This is a genomic window from Pararhodobacter sp. CCB-MM2 (assembly GCF_001691415.1).
Taxonomy (GTDB): Bacteria; Pseudomonadota; Alphaproteobacteria; order Rhodobacterales; family Rhodobacteraceae; genus Pararhodobacter.
Window position 1 is genome coordinate 14,817 of record NZ_LRRR01000016.1, and the last position, 20,331, is coordinate 35,147.

At 65.7% G+C, this 20,331-nt stretch carries 17 protein-coding genes; 13 read left to right on the forward strand and 4 right to left on the reverse strand.

Annotated features, from left to right (window positions below; all coding sequences use genetic code 11):
- Genes BCY78_RS15165 through BCY78_RS15180 form a run of 4 tightly spaced genes read left to right on the forward strand, consistent with a single transcriptional unit; the run spans nt 1 to nt 3,261 of the window.
- On the forward strand, nt 1-753 hold the full coding sequence (locus BCY78_RS15165; protein WP_068303579.1) for an ABC transporter ATP-binding protein: 753 nt from the start codon (nt 1-3) through the stop codon (nt 751-753).
- Nucleotides 746-1,450: an ABC transporter ATP-binding protein gene (locus tag BCY78_RS15170; protein WP_068303582.1), complete on the forward strand. Its 705-nt coding sequence runs from the start codon at nt 746-748 to the stop codon at nt 1,448-1,450. Before BCY78_RS15165 ends, BCY78_RS15170 begins: the two co-directional genes overlap by 8 nt.
- 3 nt (nt 1,451-1,453) lie before the next feature.
- Nucleotides 1,454-2,338 carry a branched-chain amino acid ABC transporter permease gene (locus BCY78_RS15175; RefSeq protein ID WP_068303585.1) on the forward strand — a complete coding sequence of 295 codons (885 nt, stop codon included), beginning with the start codon at nt 1,454-1,456 and terminating at the stop codon, nt 2,336-2,338.
- The gene (locus BCY78_RS15180; RefSeq protein WP_068303588.1) at nt 2,335-3,261 is read left to right on the forward strand and encodes a branched-chain amino acid ABC transporter permease; all 927 of its coding nucleotides are present in this window, start codon (nt 2,335-2,337) and stop codon (nt 3,259-3,261) included. The genes BCY78_RS15175 and BCY78_RS15180 overlap by 4 nt, the downstream gene beginning before the upstream one ends.
- Before the next feature lie 932 nt (nt 3,262-4,193).
- On the opposite strand, the gene BCY78_RS15190 is transcribed toward BCY78_RS15180, so the two are convergent.
- From BCY78_RS15190 to BCY78_RS15200, 3 genes are all read right to left on the reverse strand, one after another.
- The gene (locus BCY78_RS15190) at nt 4,194-5,825 is read right to left on the reverse strand and encodes a long-chain fatty acid--CoA ligase (protein ID WP_068303593.1); all 1,632 of its coding nucleotides are present in this window, start codon (nt 5,823-5,825) and stop codon (nt 4,194-4,196) included.
- A 68-nt stretch (nt 5,826-5,893) separates the two neighbouring features.
- Nucleotides 5,894-7,549 (reverse strand): NAD(P)/FAD-dependent oxidoreductase, encoded by a 1,656-nt coding sequence (locus BCY78_RS15195; RefSeq protein ID WP_068303595.1) that lies wholly within the window; start codon nt 7,547-7,549, stop codon nt 5,894-5,896.
- Nucleotides 7,550-7,729: 180 nt separating this feature from the next.
- The gene (locus BCY78_RS15200) at nt 7,730-8,509 is read right to left on the reverse strand and encodes an IclR family transcriptional regulator (protein WP_068303597.1); all 780 of its coding nucleotides are present in this window, start codon (nt 8,507-8,509) and stop codon (nt 7,730-7,732) included.
- A gap of 241 nt (nt 8,510-8,750) precedes the next feature.
- Here BCY78_RS15200 and BCY78_RS15205 point away from each other — a divergent pair, with 241 nt between their 5' ends.
- The 7 genes from BCY78_RS15205 to BCY78_RS15235 all read left to right on the forward strand — a co-directional run bounded on the left by BCY78_RS15205 (nt 8,751) and on the right by BCY78_RS15235 (nt 16,429).
- Nucleotides 8,751-9,509 (forward strand): SDR family NAD(P)-dependent oxidoreductase, encoded by a 759-nt coding sequence (locus BCY78_RS15205; RefSeq protein ID WP_199523165.1) that lies wholly within the window; start codon nt 8,751-8,753, stop codon nt 9,507-9,509.
- A gap of 49 nt (nt 9,510-9,558) precedes the next feature.
- Nucleotides 9,559-10,782, forward strand: a complete 1,224-nt coding sequence (locus BCY78_RS15210; protein WP_068303600.1) for an ABC transporter substrate-binding protein — start codon at nt 9,559-9,561, stop codon at nt 10,780-10,782.
- A 65-nt stretch (nt 10,783-10,847) separates the two neighbouring features.
- Nucleotides 10,848-11,756 carry an SMP-30/gluconolactonase/LRE family protein gene (locus BCY78_RS15215; protein WP_068303769.1) on the forward strand — a complete coding sequence of 303 codons (909 nt, stop codon included), beginning with the start codon at nt 10,848-10,850 and terminating at the stop codon, nt 11,754-11,756.
- A complete protein-coding gene (locus tag BCY78_RS15220; protein WP_068303603.1) occupies nt 11,749-13,839 on the forward strand; it encodes an acetate--CoA ligase family protein in 2,091 nt (696 codons plus the stop codon). The genes BCY78_RS15215 and BCY78_RS15220 overlap by 8 nt, the downstream gene beginning before the upstream one ends.
- Entirely contained in the window at nt 13,836-14,387 is a 552-nt protein-coding gene (locus tag BCY78_RS15225) for a nuclear transport factor 2 family protein (RefSeq protein ID WP_068303606.1), read from the forward strand. Before BCY78_RS15220 ends, BCY78_RS15225 begins: the two co-directional genes overlap by 4 nt.
- Complete coding sequence (locus tag BCY78_RS15230; RefSeq protein ID WP_068303609.1) at nt 14,384-14,884, forward strand: flavin reductase family protein; 501 nt, start codon at nt 14,384-14,386, stop codon at nt 14,882-14,884. Before BCY78_RS15225 ends, BCY78_RS15230 begins: the two co-directional genes overlap by 4 nt.
- A gap of 6 nt (nt 14,885-14,890) precedes the next feature.
- Nucleotides 14,891-16,429 carry an SDR family oxidoreductase gene (locus tag BCY78_RS15235; protein WP_068303612.1) on the forward strand — a complete coding sequence of 513 codons (1,539 nt, stop codon included), beginning with the start codon at nt 14,891-14,893 and terminating at the stop codon, nt 16,427-16,429.
- Here the strand turns inward: BCY78_RS15235 and BCY78_RS15240 are convergent, their stop codons facing one another.
- Complete coding sequence (locus BCY78_RS15240; protein ID WP_068303613.1) at nt 16,430-17,134, reverse strand: hypothetical protein; 705 nt, start codon at nt 17,132-17,134, stop codon at nt 16,430-16,432.
- A gap of 607 nt (nt 17,135-17,741) precedes the next feature.
- On the opposite strand from BCY78_RS15240, the gene BCY78_RS15245 reads away from it, so the two are divergent.
- Nucleotides 17,742-19,046 (forward strand): AAA family ATPase, encoded by a 1,305-nt coding sequence (locus BCY78_RS15245; protein ID WP_068303614.1) that lies wholly within the window; start codon nt 17,742-17,744, stop codon nt 19,044-19,046.
- Complete coding sequence (locus BCY78_RS15250; RefSeq protein ID WP_068303615.1) at nt 19,043-20,134, forward strand: ParB/RepB/Spo0J family partition protein; 1,092 nt, start codon at nt 19,043-19,045, stop codon at nt 20,132-20,134. The genes BCY78_RS15245 and BCY78_RS15250 overlap by 4 nt, the downstream gene beginning before the upstream one ends.
- Nucleotides 20,135-20,331 lie beyond the last annotated feature (197 nt).

Sequence of the window (20,331 nt, forward strand, 5' to 3'; positions counted from 1 at the left end):
ATGAGCGACTATGCACTCGAAGCGCGGGGGCTGACGAAGAGTTTCGGCGGCTTCCACGCGGTCAAGGACGTGGATCTGAAGGTCAAGCGTGGCTCGATCCATGCGCTGATCGGACCCAATGGCGCGGGCAAGACCACCTGCTTCAACCTGCTCACGAAGACCCTGACCCCGACCGCGGGTCAGGTGCTGCTCGACGGGCAGGACATCACCAAACTACGCTCGGCGCAGGTGGCGAAGCTGGGGCTGGTGCGCAGTTTCCAGATCTCGGCCACCTTCCCGCATCTGACCTGTCTGGAAAACGTCCGCGTCGCGCTGCAATCGAACAACGGCACCGCCTTCCAGTTCTGGCGCTCGCTGAAAGCCGTCGAACCGCTGAACGAGCGTGCCCGCGATCTGCTGGCGCAGGTGGGGCTTTCGGGGCGCGAGGACACGCCCGCGACCGAACTCAGCTACGGCAAGAAACGCGCGCTGGAGATCGCCACAACCCTCGCGCTCGATCCCAAGGTGATGCTGCTCGATGAGCCGACGGCCGGCATGGGGCACGAGGATATCGAACCGATCACCGACCTCATTCGCAAGGTCTCGGCCGGGCGGACGATCCTGATCGTCGAGCATAACCTGTCCGTCGTCTCCAGCCTCTGCGAGCGGATCACCGTGCTGCAGCATGGCGAGGTGCTGACCGAGGGGACCTATGCCGAAGTGTCCAACGATCCCGAGGTGATCACCGCCTATATGGGAGGCGTCGATGACTGAGCCCCTGCTCAAGATCCAGAATCTGGAAGCCTGGTACGGTGAATCGAAGGCCCTGCACGGCATGAGCTTCGACGTGCGCCCCGGCGAGCTGGTCACGCTGATCGGCCGCAACGGCGCGGGCAAGTCGACCACGTTGCGCTCGATCATGGGGATCGTACCGAAGCGCACCGGATCGATCCTGTTCGACGGCACCGAGCTGACCGGCAAGCGCACCTTCCAGATCGCCCGCACCGGCATCGCCTATTGCCCCGAGGAGCGCGCGATCTTCTCGTCGCTGAACGTGGCCGAGAACCTGACCCTGCCCCCGGTGCTGAAAGCCGGCGGCATCGCGGATAGCGAGCTCCTTCGACAATTCCCGAACTTGCAGCGGCGGCTGAAAAGTCAGGGCACCAAGCTCTCGGGTGGCGAGCAGCAGATGCTGGCCATCGCCCGCATCCTGCGCACCGGCGCGCGGTTCCTGCTGCTCGACGAACCCAGCGAGGGTCTGGCCCCGGTGGTTGTCAAGGAGATCGGCGAGCAGATCCGCCAGCTGAAGGCGCAGGGTTTCACCATCCTGCTGGTCGAACAGAACCTGTCCTTCGCCCGCAAGGTCGCCGACCGGCATGTCGTGGTGGAGAATGGCGTCGTTGTCGACACGCTGACCAATTCCGAGCTCGAGGCCGACATGGCCCGGGTCAAGACGTATCTGGGGGTCTGAGCCATGTTCGACCATATCTCGATCCAATTGCTGCTGGGCCAACTGCTGATCGGCCTGATCAACGGGTCGTTCTACGCCATGCTCAGCCTCGGTCTGGCGATCATCTTCGGCCTGATCCATGTGGTGAACTTCGCCCATGGCGCGCAATACATGCTGGGCGCCTTCGTGGCGCTTCTGCTGCTCAACCACCTCGGCATCCCCTATTGGGGCGCGCTGTTCATCGCCCCAGTGGTGGTGGGTGCCATCGGCTATGCGATGGAGAGGACGATCCTCAAGCCCCTGAGGAACCTCGATCATCTCTACAGCCTGCTGGCCACCTTCGCCGCCGTCCTGATCATCGAGGGGCTGATGCGGCTGGAATTCGGCTCGACCGGCCTGCCATATGCCTCGCCGCTGCCGGGCGGGATCAACCTCGGGTTCATGTTCCTGCCCTGGTATCGCGGATGGGTCGTGGTCTTCTCGCTGGTGGTCTGCATCGCGACCTGGCTGTTGATCGAAAAGACGAAGCTCGGCTCTTATCTGCGTGCGGCCAATGAACGGCCCGAGATCGTCGAGAGCTTCGGCATCAACGTGCCGCTGATGATGAGCCTGACCTATGCCTTCGGCGTGGGCCTCGCGGGGCTTGGGGGCGTGCTGGCCGCGCCGATCTATCAGGTCTCGCCGTCGATGGGCTCGAATCTGATGATCGTCATCTTCGCGGTGGTGGTGATCGGCGGTATGGGCTCGATCCTGGGGGCGATCCTCACGGGCTATCTGATCGGCATCGTCGAGGGCCTGACCAAGGTCTTCTATCCCGAAGCCTCGAACCTCGCGATCTTCGTCATCATGATCATCGCGCTGATCCTGCGGCCGAATGGCCTGTTCTCTTCGCCGGAGTCCTCCCGATGACCCGCTACCTGCTTCTGGCCGCGCTGGCCGTCGTCGCGCTGATCGCGCCGTTCTTCGTCTACCCGATCCTGCTGATGACCATCCTCTGCTTCATGGTCTTCGCCTCCAGCTTCAACCTGCTGTTGGGCTATGCGGGGCTTTTGTGCTTCGGCCATGCGATGTTCTTCGGCACCGGGGCCTATATCGGCGGCTGGCTGATGAAGGAGGGCGGGCTGTCGATCGAATTGGCCTTCCTGGTGACCGCGCTGTCGATGGCGGTGCTGGGCTGGCTGGTGGGCCTCATCTCGGCCCGTCGTGGCGGCATCCAGTTCGCGATGATCACGCTGGCAATCTCGCAATTCATCTACTTCCTGCTGCTGCGCGCGCCCTTCACTCATGGCGAGGACGGCCTGCAACGCATCCCGCGCTCGGACCTGTTCGGCGTGGTGGATGTGTCGTCGAACCTGTCGCTCTATTACCTCGTGCTGGCGATCTCGGTGGCGGCGATCTGGTTCTTCTACCGCATCGTGCATTCCCCCTTCGGCGAGGTCCTCCGGGCGATCCGCGACAACGAGGGCCGGGTGGAGTCGCTGGGCTTCGTGCCCGAACGGTTCAAGATCGTGGCCCTCACGCTGTCGGCCGGGTTGGCGGGGCTGGCGGGGGCGATGAAGGCCTCCGTGTTCCAGATCGCCACGCTGCATGACCTGTCGTTCCATGTGTCCGGCACGATCATCTTCATGGCGCTTCTGGGCGGATTGGGGACATTGGCCGGCCCGATAGTCGGCGCCGCGCTGATCGTCCTGCTGACCGACCATCTTGCGCAATTCGGCGAATGGGCGTTGATCATCCAGGGGAGTGTGTTCCTGGCGGTGATCCTGTTCTTCCGGAAGGGTCTGGTGGGCGAGCTTCAGGCATTCGTGAAGCGGAGAACGGCGCGGGCGTAGGCCTAGAAGCTTTGAAGAAACGGAAAGGCCCCGCGAGAGCGGGGTCTTTTGCATTGGCACCAGGAGATCACGGGCACGGAACGGGAGTTCGTCGCGGCAGGCCTGAATGGCCGCTTGAAGCGCGACCTGCACCCCTGAAACGCGGCAATCTTTGCGACGCCCGCGCAGGTTGATAATGTCAAACCTCGGTAGGACTCGGACCCGATATTCCGTTGATAGGTGTGTGGGGACGTCAGAGCACCCAAGAAAAGGTTGCTTTAGAATGATTTTGTCAGGACTTGATCGTGCCGACTTCGGAGCGAAGGGATAAATCTATGGCAAGCAGTTCCTATAAATTGATCATCATCCTTTTATATCTCGCGTGCTTTTTGGTTGGGTTGAGTAGGCCGAATTTCAGAGAATCATTGATTAGATGGATGACGCTTCAGGATCCCCTTGGCGTTAGGTTCCTTTTTGAGAACTTGTGGTTCGCTTTTATTAGTGCCGTTGCTTTTCTTGCATGCCTGTTTCTTATTTGAAACTCGGATCTGATGATTTCAGAAGATGCTTCACTGGCCATCTCTAGGGAACGGCAGCGTTGGCGGCCTGATCAGCAATATTGACATAGGCCCTGCTGCGTTCCCGTTTGGCGTGAGACGCTATGAGAGGAGTCCAAATTCTGTCCAATTCTACGGTGCTACGTTTAGTTTAAACCTTCCTCTTGAAGTGTCGATAACTTGCGCTCACAACTTCATGTCTCTGCGCATTGCTGCCAATACTTACGGCCAGCGCTGCACGGGCCTGCGGATGACCGGTTTGACGAAGCTGCGCCGTCACGGTGCCGGCTTGGTGAATGTCCGCACAAGGCCGAAAGCCAATAAGCAAACCATCCGCTCTCCGTCAGTAGAAAGGCCCCGCTTGCGCAGGGCCCTTTCGCCTTCCACCCACCAACCTCACACCCCCGCCTTCACCAAATGGTCCTTCCACGCCTCGCGCAGGACCTTCTTGTCGAGCTTCCCTGTCGCCGTCAGCGGCAGGCTTTCGACGAAGACCACGTCGTCCGGCAGCCACCAGCGCGCGACCTTGTCCTCGAGATAGGCCAGCACCTCGGCCGGCGCGACGCTGCTGCCGGGCTTCTTCACCACCAGCATCAGCGGACGCTCCTGCCAGCGGTCATGGGTCACGCCCACCACCGCCGCGGCCTCGACCGCCGGGTGACCCAGCGCGGCATTCTCCAGCTCGATCGAGCTGATCCATTCGCCGCCCGACTTGATCACGTCCTTCGACCGATCGGTGAGCGTCACAAACCCCTCGCCGTCGATCTTCGCCACGTCGCCCGTCGCGAACCAGCCGTCCTTGTCGACGACCTGCCCGCCGACCCCGCCGTAATAGCCCGAGGTCACCCAAGGCCCCCGCACCATCAGCTCGCCGGATGCCGAACCGTCATGCGGCAGCTCGGTGCCGTCCTCAGCGACGATGCGCAATTCGACCCCGAACATCGCCCGCCCCTGCCGCACCAGCACGTCGATCTGCTGCGCCTTCGGCAGCTCCTTGTGATGCGGCAGCAGGGTCGCGACGGTGGCGACGGGGCTGGTTTCCGACATGCCCCAGGCCTGGAAGGCGTGGATCTCGGCGGCGTGAAACCGCTCCAGCAGCGCGCGGGGCGCGGCAGAGCCGCCCATCAGCACGCGCTCGAACGGCAGGTTCGAGGTCTTCAAACCGGCTTCGTCGAGATATTTGAACAGGCCGATCCAGACGGTCGGCACACCCAGCGAGAAGCTGCATTTCTCGGCGCGAGACAGGTCGTACAGCGACTGGCCGTCCAACTTCGGCCCCGGCAGCACCAACTTCGCCCCGCACAAAGCCGAGGCATAGGGGATACCCCAGGCGTTCACATGGAACAGCGGCACCGCGAGCAGCGTCGAATCCGCGCGCGACAAATGCAGACCGTCGACCTGACAGCACAAGAAGGCATGCAGAACGGTCGAGCGGTGGGAATAGAGCACGCCTTTCGGATTGCCCGTGGTGCCCGAGGTGTAGCACAGGCCGGACGCCTGCTTCTCGTCGAACACCGGCCAGTCCAACGTCCCGTCTTCCGAGGCCAGAAGCGCCTCATAGCAGGCGAGGTCCGCGCGGCCCTTCGGCATGTGATTGGCGTCGGTCATCACGACGCGATGCTTCACCTTGCCCAACTTGTCTTCCAGCCCGTCGACCAGCGGCAGGAAGGGCGCATCGAGCAGCAGAACCTCGGCCGCGCCATGGTTCAGGATATAGTCGATCTGTTCGGGGAACAGCCGCGGATTGACCGTGTGCAGCACCGCGCCGATGCCGGCGGCGGCGTAATAGAGCTCTAGATGGCGGTGAGTGTTCCACGCCAGCGTCGCCACCCGGTCGCCCGGCTTAACGCCCAGCCGGCGCAGGGCCTGCGCGGCCTTCTTGGCGCGGCGGGCGATGCCGGCCCAATCGGTGCGAACCGTCTCGCCCTCGCAGGTGACCGAGACCACCTCGCTGCGGGGATGATAGCGTTCGGCATGGGTGAGAAGGGACGAGATCAGCAGCGGCCGATCCTGCATGAGACCCAGCATTCGCGTTCTCCAAAGTTGAAAAGGCCCGGCCACGTCGCGCGCAGCCGGGCGTTGAGCCTCACCGGGCGTCAGCCCGCGACGGCTTCAGTCTGATGCGCCGGCTCGAAGGCCAGATCGCGGTAGCCGTTCGCCGCCACGGCCTCGCAGGCCTCGCGGTATTTGTGGAAGCCGCCGGTGAACATGATCATGCCCTGCGGCTTGCCCTTCACGTTGGTGCCCATCCACCAGGTCTTGGCCTTCAGCATCAACGACCGGCTGGCGAGGACATGGATCTGGTCCATCCAGGCGTTCTCGGCCCTGAGTGAGGCCTCGACAGCGCCCTGCCCCGTCTTCTGCATATGGGCGATCAGGCCGGCGATGAAATCGACATCGTTCTCCGAGATGGTGAAGATGTTGGCCAGCGCCGCCGGGCCGTTCGGACCCGTCGTCATGAACAGGTTGGGGAAACCCTCCATGACGACGCCGAACAGCGACCGGGGACCGCCCGACCATTTGTCCTTCAGCGCCACGCCATCCTTGCCGGTGATCTCGAAGGCTAGGAGCGCCCCGGTCAAGGCGTCATAGCCGGTGGCGAGGATCAGCACGTCGAGCTCATGTTCGCCCGATTGGGTGCGGATGCCCTTCTCGGTGATCTCGACGATCGGGTCTTCGAGGCAATCGACCAGATGCACGTTCGGCCGGTTGTAGGTCTCGTAATACCCGGTATCGAGGCAGGGCCGGCGCGCGAAGATCGGATAGCCGCGCGGCTTCAGCTTCTCGGCCAGTGCCTTGTCCTCGACCGTCTCGTGGATGCGGTCGCGGACGAAATCGGCGACCTGGTCATTGGCCGATTGGTTGACCATCAGGTCCGAGAAGATGCCGAGGAAGGTATGCCCGCCATGCTGCCAGGCCTGTTCCATCAACTCCTGCCGGTGGTCGGCGGGGATGGAGAAGAACGGCCGGGTCGAGACGGGGCGCGCGCCGCCAGTGGGGTTCAGCTTGCAGGCCGCGCGGATCGAGGCGTAGTTCGCCTTCAGTTCCTCGACGTCGCGGTCCGAGACCTTGCGGTTGCGCATCGGCAGGGTGAAGCTGGGGGTGCGCTGGAACACGAACAGCTCGCAATCGGTGCGGCCGAGCGTCTGGATGATCTGCATTCCCGACGAGCCGGTGCCGAGGACGCCGACACGCTTGCCCTTCAGATCCGGCTCCTCATGCGGCCAGCGGGCGGCGCGCAGGGTCTGGCCCTTGAATGTCGAGAGGCCCGGAATGTCGGGATCGGTCGGCTTCGACAGCGGTCCGGTGGACATGACGCAATAGGTCGCCTCCAGCACCCTGCCGTCACTGGTGCGCACGACCCAGAGCTGGCGCGCGTCGTCCCATTTCGCGCTCTCGACACGCGTGTTGAAGCGGTAATGCGGCCGCAGCGTCAGCCGGTCGGCGACGAAATTGGCATAGGCGAGGATCTCGGGCTGGGCCGCGAATTGCTCGGACCAGGTCCATTCCTGCTGCACTTCCTCGGAGAAGCCGTAGCTGTAATCGACCGACAGCAGGTCACAGCGCGCGCCCGGATAGCGGTTCCAGTACCAGACGCCACCGACATCGCCGCCTTCCTCGATGCTGACGATGTTCAGGCCCATCTCGCGGAACTTGTAGGTGGCGTACATGCCGCCGAAGCCCGCACCGACGATGACCATGTCAATCCGTTCGGCCCCCGCGCCTGCGGTGGCCGTTTGTGCTCGACTCATGTCGATCCTCCCTTTGAACGAAGGCGCACGGAACCCGGCTTGCGGGTCTGCGCCGAGGGCGGCCTCCTCTGCCGCCCGATCTGGGGAGAATGAAACGCCCTCTTGCGCCGGCGATCAACGATTACAGTATATCGGTCACCTACATTCACATCCGTGAAAAGCCGGGCGTCTGACGGGCTCTCACAATTCGATATGGATCGGCGTATCGAAATCGGGCTCGGCCGGGACCGAGCGCGCGGCGTTGCGCAGGGCGCCCAGATACTTGTCGAAGTTCTTCTTGATCCGGTCGGCCACACCGCCGAGGCCCAAGGTCACCGGGCTGCCCAGAATCGTCCCCGGCATCAGCACGGCGATCGTGGCACCGCCCGCGAAGGGCACATCCTCGGCCCAGCCATAGCCACGGGCGCGAATCTCGGCGATGCGCTCGAAGATCTCGGGCACCAGCACGCGCTCGGCCGGGTTCTGCGTGGCGATATTGGCCCGGCGCACCATGTTCTCGATCTTGTCGTCGCTCATCGTCGACATCAGCACCCAACCCGCCGCCGAGCGGGTGATCGGCCGCACAGTACCCTCGTCGATGAAGAAGCGCAGGGCGTGCAGCGACTGCTTGGTCTTCAGATACTGCAGATAGACGTCGTTGCGGGTGCCGACGAAGATCCCCTCGCTGGTCGCGGCATGCACATCGTTCATCGCGTCGATGATCTGGCCCGAGCCGAACAGCGCGCGCGGCACCCAATCGCCAAGGCCCGTGACCTTGGTCGTCGGGAAATACACCCGCTTGCCGCGGTCGTAGTTCAGATAGCCGAGGTTCACGAGCGTCTTCAGCAGAACGGTGGTTGAGGACAGGGGATAGCCCAGATCCGTCGAGAGTTCGGACATGGTGCGCGGCTGCTGCGACAGGCGGAAATGTTCGAGGATCTCGAACGCGCGCATCGCGGATTTGACCTGGGCATTGGACATGGACGGGGCCTCCCCTCCCCTGAGCGACCGGAATTCACAAGTGTGAAACTCCACTTCACTCACGGATTTTTCTAGCCGCATCCAAACCTCCGTGCAATCTTTCCTGCACACCCACAGACCAGCCGCTTCCGGCGGGCATCGGACGGAAAATCAGGCGCTTGCGCCTCCGGCCCCGGTTTGCCTGCCCCCCTGAGGAGAGGGGTGCGGCGCGTCTGATGGACCGGAGGAAAGGAAGAAGTCGATGGTGGGCAGACTGGCCAACCGGGTCGCCCTTGTGACGGGCGGCGGACGCGGGATCGGCCGCGCAATCAGCGAGGCCTATGCCCGCGAAGGCGCGAAGATCGGCGTGCTGGACCTGAAGCTTGAGGTGGCCGAGGAATGCGCCGCGGCGATCCGTGCCGCCGGCGGCGAGGCCATCGCGTTGAAGGCGAATGTGGCCGACCGCGAGGAGGTCTTCACCGCCGCCGCACAGCTGAAGCATGCCTTCGGGCCGATCACCGTGCTGGTCAACAACGCGATGTACAACCGCTACGGCCCGCTGGAAGAGCAGACCGAGCCGATGATCTCGCGCATGATCGACGTGGGCCTGAAGGGCGTGATCTGGGGCTATCAGGCCTGCGTGCCACAGATGCGCGATGCAGGCGGCGGCGTGATCGTCAACATCGCCTCGCCCTCGGCCGTTTTGGCGATGAAACACGGCATCATGTACTCGGCGATCAAGGCCGCGGTTGCTGCCGCGACCCGCTCGGGCGCGGCAGAATTCGGGCCGGACAATATTCGCGTCACCGCCGTCGCACCGGGGCCGACGCAAACCGACGGCGCCAATCTGGTGGTGAGTGAAGAGGCCTGGGAACGCCGGCGGCAGCGCATGCCGATCGGCCGTCTGGGCCAGCCGCAGGACATGGCCAATGCCGCCGTGTTCCTCGCCTCGGACGAGGCCAGCTTCGTCACCGGCGACATGCTTTTCGTGGATGGGGGCGTGACCTACGCCTTCTCGTGATGACCCGGCGGGGAAGGAGGAGCCCCGCCAAACCCTTGGGAGGAAGACCATGACGACATTGAAGAAAACCGGCGCCTCGGCGCTGTTCCTTGCCTGCACCGCGCTGACCGCTGCCCCCGCCTATGCCGATTTCTCGGACGGCGTGATCCGCATCGGCGTGATGAATGACCAATCGGGCCCCTATGCCGACAACTGCGGCACGGGCTCGGTGACCATGGCGCGCCTCGCCATCGAGGACCACGGCGGCGAAATCAACGGCACGCCCATCGAACTGGTGATCGCCGATGACCAGAACCAGCCCGACATCGGCGTCTCGACCGCCCGTCGCTGGGTCGAGGAAGAGGGCGTCGACGCCATCGTCGGTTGCTCGGCCTCGTCGATCGCGCTGGCCGTGCAGGACGTGATGCGCCAGAACAACCGCCCCTATCTGGTGGCCGGCACCGCGACCACGGAAACCACAAACGGCCAGTGCTCGCCCATGACGACGAACTGGGCTTATGACACCTATACGCTGGCCCGCGGTTCGGTGAATGCGCAGCTGGAGCAGGACAACCTGAGCTGGTACTTCATCACCGTCGACTACACCTTCGGCCACCAGTGGCAGGAAGACGCCACCCGCTTCATCGAAGCCGCCGGTGGCGAGGTGCTCGGCTCGACCCTGCATCCGCTGGGCGCCACCGACTTCTCGTCGCAACTGCTGCAGGCGCAGGCCAGCGGCGCGCAGGTGATCGGTATCGCCAACGCCGGCGCCGACCTTGGCAACGTCATCAAACAGGCCGAGGAATTCGGCATCGTCGCCGCCGGCCAGACCATCGCGCCGCTGGGGATCTTGGTGAACAACGTGCACGGCATCGGCTTGCAGGCGACGCAAGGTCTGATCTTCTCGGCCGCCGCCTATTGGGATTACGACGAGGGCACCCGCGCCCTGACCGCGCGCTACAACGAGGCCTATGACGGCCGCTACCCGAACGAGGCCCAGCTGGTCACCTATTCGGCGGTGAACCACTTCCTCACCGCGCTGGAATCGACCGGCACGGACGAGGGCGTCGCGGTCATGGACCAGATGCGCGCCACCCCGGTCAACGACCCGATCATGCACGATGTGTCGATCCGCGAGGACGGCGTGGTCATGCATCCGATGGTCATGGTCCAGGTGAAGGCGCCGGGCGATTCCTCGGGCGACTGGGACTACTACCAGCCGCTGGGCCAGATTGCCGCCGACCAATCCTGGCGGACCCGCGAAGAGAGCGCCTGCTCGCTCTTCACGCAGTAACCCTTCCTCCCCGCCTCGGGCGACCGGCCTTCGTCGGTCGCCCCTTTTCCTTTTCGGACCCGATGATGACAGCCCAATCCGACGCCAAGATCGTCGCGACCCGCGTCGTGGCGACCCCTGACATGCTGGGCGAGAGCCCGCTGTGGGACGCCCGCCGCGCCCGGCTTTACTGGGTGGACGGCGTGTCGCGCCTGATCCGCTACCACGAGCCCGCCACCGGCACCTCCGGCCAATGCGAGACGCCGACCACCGTCGGCTCCATCGGCCTGTGCGAGGATGACCGTCTGGTCGCCGGTCTGGTCGACGGCTTCTACCTGATCGACGCCGACACCGGCGCGGTCGCGCCCCTCTACCTGCCGCCCCGCAACGAGAAGATGCGTTTCAACGACGGCAAGGTCGACCGGCAGGGCCGTTTCGTCTGTGGCGGCATGGGCGTCTTCGCCGAGCCGGTCGGAGAACTGGTGCGCGTCGATGGCGCCGGCCGGGCCGAGGTTCTGGCCAACGGCATCCGCATCTCGAACGCGCTGTGCTTCAGCCCTGACGGCAAGACGATGTATTTCGCCGATAGCCTCGACCGCTTCATTCGCGCCTATGACTATGAGGATGGCGAGCTGTCGCGCCCGCGTGTCTTCGCCGATACCCAGCAGTTCAACTCGGGCCCCGATGGCGCAACCGTCGATGCCGAAGGACATGTCTGGGTCGCCTTGGTGAACGTCGGCAAGATCGCCCGCTTCACCCCGTCCGGCAAGCTGGAGCGCGTGCTGGAGGCCCCGACCGACATGCCGTCCTGCATGGCGTTTGGCGGGCCGGATCTGTCGACGCTTTACGTCACCTCGATCAAGGACAGCGGCTCGGGCCGCGCCATTTCGCGCCATCCGCAGGGTGGCCATCTCTTCGCCATCGACGGCCTCGGCATCAAAGGCCTTGAGGAACCGCGCATGCGCCTGACGACCCCGGAGACCCCCGATGCGTGACGCTTTCGACGCCCTTTTCGCGCCCGCCAGCGTGGCCCTCGTCGGCGCCTCCGACGATGCCTCGCGTATCGGCGGCCGCCCGTTGCGCTACCTGCGCGAGGCCGACTTCAAGGGCCGCGTCCTGCCCGTGAACCCCAAGCGCGAGACGGTACAAGGCCTGCCCGCCTTCCCCTCGATCACCGAACTGCCCGAGGTTCCGGATACCGCGATCCTCGCCCTGCCCGCTTCGGCCACCCTGCAGGCCGTGCAGGATTGCGCCGCGAAGGGCGTGAAATCCGCCGTCATCTTCTCGGCCGGATTCGCGGAAACCGGACACGAGGGCGAGGCCCTGCAAGCCCGCCTCACCGCCACGGCGCGTGAGGCCGGGATGCGGCTTCTCGGCCCGAACTGCCTCGGCGTGTTCAACCCGGCGCTGGGGTATTACGGCACGTTCAGCGTCGTGCTGGACACGGCCTTCATCACCCCCGGCCCAGTCGGCATCGTCTCGCAATCCGGGGCTTACGGCGCGCATCTCGCGCATCTCGCGCGCAATCGCGGCCTTGGCATCAGCCAATGGATCACCACCGGGAACGAGGCTGATATCGACGTGGCCGAGGCGCTGAACCACATGGTCCGCCAGCCCGATACACGCGTCGTCATGGCCTATGCCGAGGGCGTGCGCGACCGCGATCTGTTCATCGAAGCGCTGGAAACCGCGCGTCAGCTGCACAAGCCCATCGTCTTCATGAAGACCGGCCGTTCGGCTGTCGGTGCGGCGGCGGCCGCCTCGCATACCGCGGCTCTGGCCGGGTCGGATGGCGTGTTCGACGCCGTGTTGCGCCAATTCGGCGTACACCGCGCCGCGACGACCGCCGAGCAGATCGACGTCGCCTATGCCGCCGCCTCGGGCCGGTTCCCGCAGGGTGACCGGGTGGGCATCTTCACCATGTCCGGCGGCTTCGGCATCCAATTGGCCGACGATCTGGAGAGCGCGGGCCTCGATGTCGCGCCGATGCCGGATGACGCGCAGAAGGAACTTCTGGACCTCCTCCCCTATGCCTCGCCGCGCAACCCGGTCGATGCGACCGCGCAGGCGGTGAGCGATCTCAACGTTCTGAAAGCCTGCGTGCGCACGATGATGGAGCGCGGCAGCTATGACGCCTTCTCCGCGATCCTCGGCACCGGGCCGGGGTCCAAGACCTATGCCGACCCGCTGCGCAAGGCGCTGATGGAGGCATTGGCGGGCCACGACGACAGCATCCGCGCGCTGACCATGTCCGCCCCGGTCGATGCGGTCCGCAGCTACGAGGCCGACGGCTTCCTCGTCTATGAGGACGGCTCGGCCCTGGCGCACTCGCTTGGGGCTTTGGCGAAATTCCGGCAGGCCTTTGCCCGACCGGCCTCCAACCCCGCGCCGATGGCCCCTCTGCCCTTGCCCAAAGGCCCGCTCTCCGAGGCCCGCGCCAAGGCGCTGCTGAAACAAGCCGGCATCCAGTTCGCCGACGAACAGCTCGCCACCGATCCCGACGCAGCGGTCACGGCGGCCGAGGCACTCGGCTATCCGGTCGTGGTGAAGATCTGCTCGCCCGACATAGCCCACAAGACCGAGATCGGCGGCGTCGCGGTGAACCTGAAGGACGCCGCTGCCGTCCGGCAAGCGACGCAAGACATCCTCGCCCGGGCCGCCGAAAAGGCCCCCGGCGCGACGGTCGAAGGCGTGCTCGTCGCGCCCATGGTGCAAGGCGGGGTTGAGACCATCGTCGGCGTCACCCGCGACCCAGTCCTTGGGCCGGTCGTCATGTTCGGCTTGGGCGGCATCTTCGTCGAGGTGCTGAAGGACGTGACCTTCCGCGCCGCCCCCTTCGACGTCCCTGAAGCCCACCGCATGATCCGCGAAATCCGCGGCTTCCCGCTTCTGGAAGGCGTGCGCGGGGCCGGAGCCTCGGACATCGACGCATTGGCGCAGCTGCTCTCGGACCTGTCGCGCTTTGCCGCCACGCATCGCGACGGGGTGATCGGCATCGACCTGAACCCGGTGCGTGTGCTGCCCGCGGGCCAAGGCGTCATCGCCCTCGACGCCCTCATCGAACTGGAGGCCTCATGAAAGATCTCGCCGCCCAAGTGCAGGAGCTGATGGACCGCGAGGCGATCCGCGACTGCCTCTACCGCTATTGCCGGGGCATCGACCGCGCCGACGAGGCCGCCCTTCGCTCCAGCTACTGGCCCGATGCCACCGACCGGCACGGACCCTACTCAGGGCCGGTCGAGGGCTTCATCGACTGGGCCAAACGCGTCTGGGCCACCGGGCCGCGCAACATCCATGTCGTGTCGAATATCCTCATCACCTTCACCGGCCCCGAGGGCGCCGAGGTCGAAAGCTACTTCACCGCCCATCAGCGCGGCGCCGGCCCGGATGGCGTAGTGCGGCAGGTGATGCTGATCGGGCGCTATTGCGACCGGTTCGAGAAGCGCGGCAGCGAATGGCGCGTCGCTTCCCGCACCGTGGTCTATGACTGGGCCGAGGATCAGCCCGTCCCCGAGGGGACAGAGGCCGAGCACTTCGGCCCGCGCCAGCCGATCGGCGGCAGCCATCCGCAGGACCCCGTCTACCATATCGGCGCGCCCGCCCCGGCGCAGGAAGGACGCGCATGACGACAGACCTCCAGCCCGTGTCCGTCGATGATTACAAACAGGCCATGCGCCACGTCGTCTCGCCGGTCGCCGTCGTCACATGGCTGCATGCCGACACGCCCGAGGGGCTGACGGTCACCGCCATCTGCTCGGCCACCACAGAGCCACCGACCCTCGTCGTCTGCATCCGCGGCGACAAGCCTGCGGCCGAGCGTATCCGGCGAGCGGGCCATTTCGCCGTGAGCTTCCTCAGCGATGAACAGGCCGAGATCGCCCGCCGCTTCTCGTCCCACCCCGGCGACGAGGCCGAGGCCTTCGACCCGGCGCTCTGGTCCACCGGCCCCTCCGGCGCGCCCCGGCTGGACAAGGCGATCAGCCGCTTCGACTGCGCCGTGGAACAGGCCTTCGACCAAGGCAGCCACACCGTCTTTCTGGGCCGCGTCACCGATCTGGGCACCGCCCCCGGCGCGAGCCTGCTGTACCGCGACGGCTTCTTCCGTCGCCTATCCCCGGAGTAAGACCCCATGACCCGAACCTGCCTTGTCACCGGTGCCGCAGGCGGCATCGGTCGCGCACTCATGTCCGAATTGTCCGAACCCGGCACGGAGATGATCGCCGTCGATCTGCCCGGCAGCGGCGTTCTGGACCTGCCCGACAGCCGGAATTTCGAATGCGACCTCTCCGACGAGGCGCAAATCCTCGCCCTCTGGCAGCAGCTGGATGCCGAGGGTCTGGCGGTCACCGTGCTGGTCAACAATGCCGCCATGGGCCCCACGATGGCCCCGACAGTTGAGACTGACATTGCGCATTTTCGCCTAACTTTGCGCACTAACTCGTATGCGCCATTTCTGATGGCCCGAGAGGCCGCGACGCGCATGCCGAACGGCGGGGCGATCGTGAACACCGCCTCGCTGGCCGGCGTCCTTGGGAACCCGTGCCGGAACGCCTATGCCGCGTCGAAAGCCGCGCTGATTTCGATGACACGCTCGCTGGCCTGCGAATGGGCCGCGCGCGGCATTCGCGTGAACGCCATCGCGCCGGGCTATGTCCGCACGCCGATGGTCGCCGCGCTGGAGGCCGCCGGGAAAGCCGACCTCAGCGCCGTGCGGCGCCGCATCCCGATGGGCCGTCTGGCCCGCGCCGACGAGATGGCTTCGGCCATCGGCTTCCTCGCCTCGGACCGCGCGCGCTATGTCACGGGCACCATACTGGGCGTCGATGGCGGGTGGCTGTCCTTCAACCAGCCGGGCGACGCGCATCCCCCAGCCGACACGGTGCCCGAGGCCGAACTCAGCCCCCCTGCCCCGCCGACCGGCCCGCGCCGCGTGGTCATCACGGGGGCGGCGGACGGCATCGGCGCCGCCCATGCCGCGCGCTTCATCGCCGGCGGGGACAGCGTCATCCTGCTCGACCGCAATGCCGAGGCGCTGGCCGCCCGCGGCAAGGCTCTCGGTCCCCAGGCAACCGCCCTGCCCTGCGACGTCAGCGACGATGCCGCGGTCGAGGCCGCCTTCGCCCAGATCGGCGCCGTTGATGTGCTGGTCAACAACGCGGCCATCGCTGACACGTTCAAACCCGCCGAGGAACAGGATTTCGCCGACCTGCACCGCACCTTCGAGGTCAATCTCACGGGCGCCTTCGCCTGCATCAAGGCCGCCCTGCCCCGGCTCCGTCCGGGCGGCGTGATCGTCAACATCGGCTCCATCGCGGGGCTGGTCCCCATGGCCCCGCGCCACGCCTACGGGGCCTCCAAGGCCGGGATCGACATCCTCACCCGCTGCCTCGCGGCCGAGCTGGGACCGCAGGGCTTCCGCGTCGTCACCGTCGCGCCGGGCTACATCCGCACGCCGGGCGTCGCCGCGCTCGAGGCCAAGGGGCAGGTCGACAGCCGATCGATCCGCGCGCGGATCCCGATGGGCGACCTTGGCCGGCCCGAGGATATCGCCGAGGCCGTGCATTTCGTGGCCTCCCCCGCCGCCAGCTATATCAACGGCACGCTCTTGGGCGTGGACGGCGGCTGGAACGCCTTCGGCAGCGCCGGAGAGGCCAGCGAGCAGCCCTGATCAGGCGTCGTCGGCACCGATCTCGATGGCCTGCACGCGCGGCTCCAACCGCCGTGCAGCGCCCATCAACCGACCCATCAGATGGGTGCGCAGGTAATTCGCCTGATAACGCCCCTTGGTGCGCAACATCAGCGTGCCGCCCACGATCCCTTCCTCAGTGATGCCCTGCATCCACGCCCGCGCCGTCGCCGGATCCCCCGCCGCCAGCAGCGTCAGCAAGCGCGGCCAGACCTGCCCCTGCGGCACTTCCGTGGGGGCGCTGGCGGGGAAGCGGACGATCTTGCTCTCCTCCGCCTGCGGGACGGCGGCTTGGCCCTCCTGCGGATTCATCCGCGCCTCGAAATCGCGGCCGACGCGCGCCCAGTCGGGGCGGCTGGCCGCCAGCAGCTCGTCGATCCCCAGACCGTATTCCGCCACCCTGCCCCGCGCCGAGGCCCGCTTCAGCTTCAGCCACTCTCGCGCCCGGAACTCGGCCATCACCCGCTTGACCGTGCGCTCATCCACCGACCACATCCGTGCCAGATCGGCCTGCGCCACCGCCAGCGTATCCGTCGCCCAATTGTAGCGTGCGGTGATCGCGAGGATCAGGCGCAAGACCAGCCGCTGCTCTGCCGGGCTTGAGGCCAGCGCCATGGCCCCCAGCGCCGTGAGCAGGTCGTACTTGCGCGAAGCGGCCCCGTTGCCAACGGGTTTGAGGACGCTCATGGCGAATCCTTGGGTTTGTCCGTATGGACGTGTTGCTCGATCCGGGTCGTTGCCCGAGAGGTGGGATTGCGTCGTTTCGGGCCGTTCTGGTCCACTTCCGTTGGAAGGTCCAGACCCGGATCCAACGCTTTTCCCATCTTCCACGGAATTTACGTTGGGACGGTTCCGAGTGTCAACGATTCTGTGACCAAAGCCTGCCAGCCGGGCCTGGTGATCCCTGATCCTGACCCAAAACCGATTTAAAAAATCGGGTTGCTTGGTATTAGGGGACATCCTGTGTGTCACCCCATTGCGGGTCCTTTGTCCCCCCAAGCGTGGTGGCGGGCCTTCCGGTGTCCCCCTAAGTCTGGGGTTTCGCGCCGTATTCGCCCTGCCGACCCTGCCCGGCCGAATCGCGGTACTGCGGGTGCATTTCGTCCCCGCCATCCGAATCAGCGACGGGCCAAAAGTCCCTGTAACCAAAGTGCTATCCGGACCCGAGGGACGTCGCAGTGTCCCCGCGGGGACAGAATGCATCAAAACGTCCTTTAGGGAAAGATCCGGATTTACGCTTTCTGCATTTCCGCGTAAATTCCGATCATCGAGCAAACAACGTTGAGAGACCGCCATGTTCACGCATGAAGACCTGTCCCGCCTTCAGGCGCAGTCCCTGAAGATGCAGGGCTGGATCCGGCAGCAGACCTATTCGCCCGAGCACGAGAAGACGCTGCGCCGTTTCTCCAGCTGGGAATTGGGAGAGTTGATCCTGAAGGTCAACCAATCCACCCTGCGCGGCAAACTGGCCGCGGACCCCTCGCTCCCTCAGGGCCTTGTTGAGGAGGATGGCCGCCAACGCTGGTTCACCCTCGACGAGATCAACGAGATCCGCCGCCGTCTGCGCATCAACCGCCAGTCGCTGCAGCCGCGCCGCCCCGCGGGGAAACGCGCGCTACGGGCCGCCATCGCCAACTTCAAAGGGGGCGCCGGCAAGTCGACCGTCGCCCTGCACTTCGCCCATGCCGCGGCGCTGGATGGCTACCGCGTGCTGACCGTCGACTTCGACCCGCAGGCGACGCTGAGCCACTCGATGGGCCTATCCGACGTGGCCGAAGAATACACCGTTTGGGGCATCATGGCGCGCGACCTCATCCGCGAGACGGAGCGCATGAACTCCACCGCCCGCGGCGCTGAGAGCGGGACCGCCCTGCCCCAGCGCAAGCTGCCCTCGTCGATCACCGAGATGGGCCTCGCCGATCTGCGCCTCACCGACTTCATCAAGCCGACCAGCTGGTCCACGATCGACATCGTCCCCAGCTGTGCCAACGCGGCCTTCGTCGAATTCGCCAGCGCGCAGTATCGGCACCTGAACCCGGAATGGTCGTTCTTCGCGGCGGTCTCGCGCTTCCTTGATAGCCTGCCCGACGACAGCTACGACTTCATCATCTTCGATTGCCCGCCCGCCATTGGCTATCAGTCGATGAACGCGGTCTTCGCGGCGGACATGCTCTATATCCCCTCGGGCCCCGGCTATTGGGAATACGATTCCACCACCTCCTTCATCGGCCAGCTCGGCGAGGCGCTGGAGGATTTGAGCGGGTTCTCGGGTCTTGTCCCCGCGGGGACATTCTCGCTGCCGAAGGCGTTTCTGGACCTGCGCTTCCTGATTACGCGCTATGAGCCGAACAATGATCTGCATCGTGCGATGCAGGAAGCCTTCGGCAAGGTGTTCGGCGATAGGATGGCCGAGCACCCGATCGAGCTGACCCGCGCGGTCGAGCAATCGGGACGCTTCCTATCCTCGGTCTATGAGATCGACTACCGGCAGATGACGCGGGAAACCTGGCGTCGGGCGCGGCTGTCCTTCGATCGGGCCTACGAGGAATTCCGCACCCATGCGCTGAACGCCTGGGATCAGATGGAGGATAAGGCATGAGCAAGCGCCGGATTTTCGACATCGGCTTTCCGGCCGACGAGACGCCCGCCGCGCAGCCTGCGGCGCCGGCTGTCCCCGCGGGGACAGAAGCCTCGGCGCGTCGCGGGCCGATGGCCGCCGCGATCACCGAGAACGCCGATGCCCTGCGCGAGCGCGCGCAGATCGAGACCCGGATCCGGGCCGAGAATGACGAGTTGGCGCATGAGTTCGTGCGGCTGCGCAAGCTGGGACTGGTCGTCGACCTGATCGATCTGGACGCCATCCGCGCCGAGGAGCTGACCCGCGACCGCGCCGCCGGACGGGACGAGGATATTGACGAGCTGAAGGAATCGATCCGAGAGATCGGCCTGTCGAACCCGATCCGCGTCGTCGCGCGCGGTGACGGGTTCGAGCTGATCCAGGGCTTCCGCCGGTTGATGGCTTTTCGCGAGCTGCACGCGGAAACCGGTGACGAGCGGTTCGCGAAGGTCCCCGCGGGGCTGGTACCGCCGGGTGACGGGATCGACATGCTCTATCGCCGGATGGTCGATGAGAACATGGTGCGCCGGGACATCTCGTTCGCCGAGATGGCCGAACTGGCGCGCGCCTATCACGCCGATCCTGAGACGCCGGCAGGCACGTTGGATGCGGCGATCGCGGCGCTGTTCGGCTCGGCCAATCGGCAGAAGCGGGTCTACATCCGTAACTTCGCCAAGCTGCTCGATGCGCTTGGTGGGGCGCTGATGCATGCGCCGTCGATCCCGCGGGCGCTGGGGTTGTCGCTTTGGAAGGCCGTGGATCGTGACCCGTCGCTGGTCGCGCGGGTGTCGCGCAAGCTGGCCGCCGAGCCGCAGCGAGACGCGGATCGGGAGTTGGCGATCCTGCGCGAGATGGCCGAGAGCCCGGCGCCCGTCAGTTCTGAGGTCGAGGCCAAGCCGCGCAAGCCCGGCGCGAAGACAACGCTGCGCGTGCCGCACGGTGGGATGATCGCGCAGTGCACGGCATCGGACGGCCGCGTTGAGCTGCGCCTGCCGCGCGACTTTTCGGCGGTGGACCGGATGCGGCTGGAGAAGGCGGTGGCGGCGTTTCTTGCTTCGCTCGACGACTGAGTGTCCCCATGGGGACGGGAAAATTGGAGGGCCCCGGCGCGAGAGTGCCGGGGCCTTTTCCTTGATGTGGGCCGTGGTGATACGGCGGGGCAGGGCAGGGCGGCGGATGCTGGTTCGGCGGATTGACTCTGCGAGGGGAGGATTGGTGGCGACCGGATGGTGCGGCTCTCCCGGTGCATGTTCAGTTGGGTTGGGTG